At 40.9% G+C, this 1,229-nt stretch carries 2 pseudogenes; one reads left to right on the plus strand and one right to left on the minus strand.

Going from position 1 to position 1,229, the window contains the following annotated elements:
• A pseudogene (locus tag PX484_RS16740) lies at positions 1 to 426 on the minus strand (RNA-guided endonuclease TnpB family protein); the annotation flags it as partial.
• A gap of 713 nt (positions 427 to 1,139) precedes the next feature.
• Here PX484_RS16740 and PX484_RS16745 point away from each other — a divergent pair.
• A pseudogene (locus PX484_RS16745) lies at positions 1,140 to 1,229 on the plus strand (NblA/ycf18 family protein); the annotation flags it as partial.

The following is a 1,229-nucleotide window of genomic DNA, read 5'->3' on the forward strand; positions in this document are numbered from 1 at the left end:
ACTACACCATAAATCAAATTCTCCTGCTTTAAAACCATCGGTGAACTTGATTTTACGTCGCTCATCAGATAGTTTGTAGCCCGTTAGTTTATACTCAACCGAACGGCTATGCTTTTTGAACCGAGGAAAACCCTTTTTACCTGGTATCTTGGCATGACAATTATGATAAGATCGACTAATTGATTGCCAGGCTCTATCAGCAGCCGATTGACGAGCTTGAGAGTTTAATTTATTAACCCATGGTGTCTCTTTATTATTAGCTAGTACCGCGCAAAGTTTTTGGAGATCATTGCGGGTTGTCCCTTGATTGGACCGCCAATAACGAACACAAGAATTACGCACAAACTGAGAAGTTTTGATAGCTTCATCAAGCCGGTGATATTGCTCTGGTGTTCCGTTTTTTAGCTTTGCTTCTACGACTAGCATCTAACAATCCTCGACCCTTGGCTAAGTTAATTATAACACAGTTTACCCACAGATGGTGGAATTAAACCGATGCTCTGCGGTTGATATTCTGGTCGGATTTCATCCCCCGCAAAGCTGAGTATCTTGTCGAAAAATGTAGCGGGGGCATTCATCCGACATTTTAGGTAAAAACTTGTGCGACATTCCGTGCCTGTATGCTGATTTTTTTAAGGCAAACAGAGCTAAGGAGGATGTTTCCCAGCGATAAGCTTGTAGTTTCTGCACGATAGCGGCTGTGTCCGTCAATTTTGACTATCCTTAACGATTTCAACGAGAGGAACGGAATCTAGGGGTTACGTTTTTAGCTGTTAACAGGGCTAATCATTCAACTTACCCGATTTATGTCGCTCTCTTCGATTATTACAGAATCTTTACACAATTTGTCAAATATTTTCTCTCGCTCTGGTCGGCCCTGGGGAAAAATAAGTATAACTACTTAAGTATTTGTTCACAGTAAGCAAAATTTTATTAAAACTCTTGCTAAATGTATCATTATATGCTTCTTTCCTTTTGGCGGCGGGGTATCCTAGCTAACAGGAGGGAAAAAGCAAAACCCTCTCTACAGGTACATTGACACTTTGTCAAGTATTTGTTACATTAGTTAAAGAAAAGAGGTGATACCGATCACCCATCTCGCTTGTTATCAACCACTGTCTTCATCGAGGAGGAACACCATGTCTCAACCGATCGAACTTTCCTTAGAACAACAGTTCAACATTCGTTCTTTTCAGACTCAGGTAGAAAAAATGAGTCAGGAGCAAGCG

Origin of the sequence: Microcystis sp. M49636_WE2, assembly GCF_030065375.1 — a bacterium.
GTDB classification, from domain to species: Bacteria; Cyanobacteriota; Cyanobacteriia; order Cyanobacteriales; family Microcystaceae; genus Microcystis; species Microcystis aeruginosa_C.